The sequence below is a fragment of the Micromonospora sp. PTRAS2 genome (assembly GCF_054052245.1).
The window spans coordinates 133,911-139,910 of sequence record NZ_JBSWBU010000013.1; the positions used below are offsets into that span (position 1 = coordinate 133,911).

Sequence of the window (6,000 nt, forward strand, 5' to 3'; positions counted from 1 at the left end):
TGGCCTCAACCCGGTAATCGCTGGACCGGCCGGCGGCTGATTGCCGCTGGCCGGTCCAGCCGGGGGTGGGAAGAAAGTCAGATGGCGGAGGGCTCGGTCGGCTGCACGCACAGTTGGGTGAGGAGCAGCAGCATGTCGGAGTTGAGCCAGTACTCGACGATCTGACCGTCGCGGACGCGCAGGAGGTCGACGCCGGTGAAGTCGACAGGCGTGCCGACCGGTGCGCCGGCGCCGGGAAGCCCTCCGCCGTAGGTGCCCGTGGCACGCCAGCGCAGGGCCAGCAGGTCGTCTTGGACGATCGGACCGACCTCGATGTCGAACACCAGGTCGGGTAGGGGACCGCGAAGCTGTGCCACCCAACCGGTCATGGCCTTGGCGTCGTCGATCGCGCTGCCGTCGCCGCCGTCGGCCAGCGCCGCGTGCACCCGCACGTCGGGTGCGATCAATTCATCGACGTCGCCGAAGTCTCCGTTCCACAACGCTTTCCAGGCACCGACCAGGCGGGTGATGTCGTCACTCATGGCATCTCCATGTCTCTCGTGGCCAAACCGCGCCGCGGTCCGCACGGGATCACCGTGCCCTGGCGACTGCGCGTCCGCGTCGGCAGAACCTACGTATGCCGGAATGTTCCGGCGGCTACGCTCGGCGTCTGCGCAGCGCCGCTCCCGCGAGGATGAAGCCGATCAGGAACGGATAGATGATCCCGCGTTCGAAGAGACCGATGAGTACGCCCGCACCCGAGGCCACCATGGTCCCGAAACCCACGAGCGAGAGCAGGCCGAACGTCCCGGACATGGTCAACAGACGGCCCAGCCCGGACGACATTCCGAGCAGTCGATACGCTCGACCGAGCAGGATGACGAGCACGTTGCCGGCGACGAAGGCCAGGATCGCGCCGATCCCGTGGTAGTCGGTGCCCTCGGTGCCGCCGTCTCCCGGGAACAGCCCCACCAGGACCATGCCGACCGCCAGCACGACCGCCGAGATGACCGTCGCCGCCCGCCGCCCACCCGGCAGGCCCTTCAGCATGGCGACTCCGGCCAGCGCGGCCAGGCCGGTCAGCCCGAGTCCGGTGTTCATCACCGGGGCCAGCGGGGAGTACATGTACTGACCGAACGCGGTGAGCGGCCCGTGGACTCCGAGGTTGCTGATGAAGTGGTGGGTGTAGCTGTAGGGCGGATCCGTCCACGCCGCGGCGGCGACGAACTCGCCGGTGAAGTAGATGATTCCGCTGGCCATGAGTGCCGCTGCGGCCGCGGTGCGCTGCCTGATGTCGGTCACGACGTCCTCCTGTTGGTGAATCAGTGGCGTCAGCCTGCGGCGCGGCGCTGACACGCGGCACACATCGCGCGGACACCGCCCCGCCGCCGGACCGGACAGCTGAGCGCGGGAGGATCGGGGGATGGACGGAGGTGAACGGCTACGGATCACGCTGCTCGGCGCCTTCCGGGTCGCCCGTGGTGACACCACCCTGGCCGTACCCGGAACGCGCCTGCGGAATCTGCTCGTCCGGCTGGCGCTCGCTGGCGGCCGGCCGGTCGCACCGGCCGTGCTGGTCGACGCGATCTGGGGGGAGGACCTGCCGTCCGACCCCACGCAGGCGCTCCAGCGACTCGTCTCCCGGTTACGCCGCGCGCTCTCCCCGGACGCCCCGGATCCCGCCGTGGTCCGGCAGGTCGCGGGTGGATACCGGCTGGCGGTGGAGGCATCCGATGTCGACGCCGTGCGGTTCGAGGAACTCGCCGCGACCGGCCGAGAGGCGGCATTCGCCGAGGCGGTGGCGCTGTGGGGCGACCGGCCCGGCGTCGAGCCCGCAGTCATCGCGGCGGTCGCGCCCACCGTCGCGACCCGCCTGGTGCAGACCTCGATCGAGGTGGTCGCCGACCTCGCCGGTGCTGAACTGTCCTCCGGACGGGCCGAAGCCGCGACTGCCCGGCTGTCCGTGCTGTTACGGGAGCAGCCGGGACATGAGCGGGCGGCCGCCCTGTTGATGGACGCGCTCGCCGGTCTGGGGCGACAGGCGGAGGCTCTCGCCGTCTACGAGCGGGTCCGCGAGGCGTTGGCCGACGTGCTGGGCGCCGATCCCGGTACCGCCCTGCGTGAGCGTCATCTGCGGCTGCTGCGACCCGAGCCGCCCGGACCGGCGCCCGACGCCCCGACGGCCGACCCGGTCGTGCCCGGGCTCCCGGCCGGGAGCCTCGGGGCCGGGCGGCCGAATGCTGACCTGCCCGTGCCTCTGACCAGCTTTGTCGGCCGCGATGACGACCTTGCCCGGATCTCCGCCCTGTTCACGGCCGGCCGGCTGGTCACCGTCGTCGGACCGGGCGGCGCCGGAAAGACCCGCCTCGCGCTGGAAGCCGGCCGACGCCACCGTCACGACTACCACGACGGTGTACGGCTGGTCGACCTCGCATCCGTCACCGACTCCACCAAGATCATATCGGCTCTGCTCGCCGCGATCGGTCCGCGGACCGGCGGCCCGCTCGGGCGGACCGGCGACGACGAGTCCGACGTCCTCCTCACCGAACTCAGCGGCCGGGAGATCCTCCTCCTGCTGGACAACTGCGAGCACCTGATCGACGCCGTGGCGCGCGTTGTCTCCTCGCTGCTGCCCCGCTGTCCCGGCCTGCGGGTGCTCGCCACCAGCCGTGAACCCCTCGCGGTCGACGGCGAGGGGCTCGTCCCACTGGCTCCGCTCGAACTGCCCGGCCCGGATGCCGGCGTCGCGCAGGCGCGGCAGACCGCGTCGGTACGCCTGTTCACCGCTCGCGCTGCCGCCGTACGCCCGGGCTTCGATGTCGACGAGACGACGCTGCCCAACGTCGTGCGCCTCGTGCGTGGCCTTGACGGCATGCCTCTCGCGTTGGAATTGGCCGCCGCCCGGCTTCGGACGCTGTCGCTGCTCGACCTCGCGGAAGGGCTGGCCGACCGGTTCCACCTGCTCGGCAGGGGCAGCCGCACCGCACCGCTGCGGCACCGCACCCTGCGCGCGGTGATCGCGTGGAGTTGGGAACTGCTCGACGCCGGCGAGCGGACCGTCGCGGAACACGTCGCCATCCTGCCCGGCGGCGCCACGGCCAGCTCCGCCACCGCGGTCTGCGAGGGGAGCGCCGATGTCCCGGATGTGCTTGCCGCACTCGTCGACCGGTCGTTGCTCCAGCTTGATCCGACCACCGGCCGCTACCGCATGCTGGAAACAATCAGGGAGTACGGCAGGGAGCGGCTGGCCGAGGCTGGCGCGCTCGGGCGGGCCCGTGACCTGGCCGCGGCCCACTTCGCCGCGCTGATCGCCGAGCAGGATCCCCGGCTGCGTGGACCCGGCCAACTGGCCGCGATCGGGATCGTCGACGCAGAGTACGACAACATCCTTGCCGCCCTCGACCATCTGTGCGCCGCCGGGGACGCCACGGGTGCGATCGCTCTCGCTCTCGACCTCACGTGGTATTGGCAGATGCGTGGCCGCCATGCCGACGGCATCCATTGGCTGGGGGAGGCGCTGGCGGTGGCGAATGGCGAATGGACCGTCGCACGCGACTGCGCCCGTGCCGCCTATCTGCTCAACCGAGCGGACATCACCGCCGGCGTCTCCGCGCGGTATGAGGTCGACGAACGAACGACGGTGCGGGAGCTGGCCGGTCGGCTGCTCGCCCATCCGCACCTGCCGGGCCACTTCCGCCTGCTGGGTTCGATCCTTCTGTTTCTCCAGGACGAGCCGGCCGCGCTCGCGACCTTCACGCGTTTCAGCGACGGCGACGACCGGTGGTCGGCCGGGCTGGCGCACATGTTCCAGGCCGAGATCGCTGAGAAGGAAGGGGCGCTCTACCGGATGCGCCGTCACGTCGAGGTGGCGCTGGACCACTTACGGCGCATCGGTGACCAGTGGGCCACGGCTGCCGTGCTACCGATGCGTGCGGCCCTGCGGCGGTACGACGACGTCGACGGCGCCCTGTCCGACCTCACCGAGGCCCGGACGTTGACCGGCCGATTCGGTGCGCTCGGCGTCAGCGACCAGTTCCACAGCGACCTGCGCTGGATCGACCTGCACCTGCGCCGCGGTGACACCGATCTGGCGGCAGACCTGCTCGACGCCGCACGAGCGCGCGCGCGGCGCGCGTCCTCGACGGAGATGCTGGTCCTCATCGACGTGCACGAGGCGGCCCTGAGGGTGCGGCTCGGCGACCTGGACCGTGCGGGTGATCTGATCGACGCCGCCGAGCGGGGGCTGTCCGTCGTCCCGGCCTACCCGGCCGATCACGCCCGCGCGCTGGTGAGTAGCACCAGGGCGGCGCTCCTTCTGGAACTGGGCGACCTGTCCGGCGCGGACGAGGCGCTGGCGGTAGCGCACGAGGCGGCCCGGGCCACCCGGGAGCTGCCGGTCCTCGCCCAGGTGACGGTACAGATGGCCGCGGTTGCCGACCGGCGGGGAAGACATCACGAATCGGCCGTGCTCCTCGGTGTCGCCGCCCGCCTGCGCGGCGCGCACGACCACACCGACCCGCAGGTCAGGGAGCTGACCCGCAGGGGAAAGGCTGCGCTGGATGAGGACCGTTTCGACGCGGCGTACGCGGCGGGTCTTCGCTGAGCGCAGCAGACCACGGTGCAGGTGGCGGCTGCCACCTGCACCGTGACCGACAGCGACCGGTCGCGCGGCGCGTCACGCCGTCGCGGACGGGCCGGACCTGCTGTCGACGGGTAAGCCTTACGTTCGGAAGGACCGGCTCACGGGCGCTCACCTTCCTCGGCCAGAAGCGCGAGCACGCTGGCGGGTGGCGTGTCGCCGAAGATGCTGGCCATCAGCTCCTCGTCCTGCGGGACCTCGGCGGTACGCGGGAACATGGCCTGTTCGTACTCCGCGATGGCGGCCTCGATGTCGCCGGGGCGGGCGGCGAGAGCCTTGCCGAGTTCGGCGCCGTCCAGCATGGCGAGGTTCGCGCCCTCGCCGTTGGGGGCGACCAGGTGCGCGGCGTCACCGAGCAGCGTGACGCCCGGGACGTGATCCCATCGGTGGCCGAGCGGCAGTGCGTGCAACGGGCGCAGGACCGGTCCGCCGTCGGCGTCGGTGATCAGCGCGGTGAGTTCGGGTGCCCAGCCCTGGAACTCCTGAACGATCCGGGCGGCGGCCGTGGCGCGGTCGGTGAAGTCGATGTCGTCGAACCAGTCCAGCGGGCGGGTGAGGGAGACGTAGGCGTGCAGGGTGTCGCCGCTCTCCCGGTGGGCGACGATCCCTTCGGTGGCCGACGGTGCGTACATCGATCCCTCGCCGACCATCTTCGCCACTCTCGGGTGCCGGGTGGTGGCGTCGTACAGGTAGGTCTCGACGTACGACTCACCGGTGTACTCCGGAACGGCGTCGGACAGCAGCGGCCGGATCCGTGACCAGGCGCCGTCCGCACCGACCAGGAGTTCCGTCTCCACGGTCGAGCCGTCGGCGAAGGTGACCGCGTGGCGACCGTGGCCGAGACCGCGTACGGTCCTGGCCTTGGCCGCCCAGCGGACCGTGCCGGTCGGGAGCGAGTCGAGCAGGATTCGCCTCAGGTCGCCGCGCTGTACCTCGGGGCGTCCGCCGGAGCCGTCGTCGCCCTTCTCGAACAGCACCGTGCCGTCCGTGCCGAGGAACCGCATCGCCTGGCGGCCCGGCAGGACGATGCGGCGGAACTCGTCGGTCAGCCCGGCGGCCTCGATGGCGAGTTGACCGTTGTAGTCATGGATGTCGAGCATTCCGCCCTGCGACCGTGCCGCGGCCGTGGCCTCGGCTTCGTAGACCTCCACCGGCATGCCGTGCCCGGACAGGACTCGGGCCAGGACGAGACCGCCGAGCCCGGCGCCGATGATGGTGACTGGGTTGTTCATGATGCCCTCCCGGTGCGCGGATCGCTGCTCGCCAACAGTCGCCACCGCCGCTGACGTCTGGCTCTCACGGCGCGGACACGGCGCACCACCAGCCGTCCTGCGGTCACCGGACCGTTCCGCTCGGCCGCCGGGCGAAACGACTAGGACGTG

The 6,000-nt window shown here is 71.5% G+C and carries 4 protein-coding genes; 1 reads left to right on the forward strand and 3 read right to left on the reverse strand.

Translation table 11 applies throughout. The features are described 5' to 3' along the window. Positions 1-77: 77 nt before the first annotated feature. Both ACVMYR_RS28490 and ACVMYR_RS28495 read right to left on the reverse strand, forming a co-directional pair. Positions 78-521, reverse strand: coding sequence for an ester cyclase (locus ACVMYR_RS28490; protein WP_457123250.1), 444 nt, complete (start codon positions 519-521; stop codon positions 78-80). Positions 522-636: 115 nt separating this feature from the next. Next, positions 637-1,281 (reverse strand): DUF998 domain-containing protein, encoded by a 645-nt coding sequence (locus ACVMYR_RS28495; protein ID WP_199486143.1) that lies wholly within the window; start codon positions 1,279-1,281, stop codon positions 637-639. Positions 1,282-1,402: 121 nt separating this feature from the next. Between ACVMYR_RS28495 and ACVMYR_RS28500 the strand changes: the two genes are divergently transcribed. Beyond that, complete coding sequence (locus tag ACVMYR_RS28500; RefSeq protein WP_043968197.1) at positions 1,403-4,582, forward strand: BTAD domain-containing putative transcriptional regulator; 3,180 nt, start codon at positions 1,403-1,405, stop codon at positions 4,580-4,582. Between the two features lie 137 nt (positions 4,583-4,719). On the opposite strand, the gene ACVMYR_RS28505 is transcribed toward ACVMYR_RS28500, so the two are convergent. Continuing rightward, positions 4,720-5,850: an FAD-dependent oxidoreductase gene (locus tag ACVMYR_RS28505; protein WP_457123251.1), complete on the reverse strand. Its 1,131-nt coding sequence runs from the start codon at positions 5,848-5,850 to the stop codon at positions 4,720-4,722. Positions 5,851-6,000 lie beyond the last annotated feature (150 nt).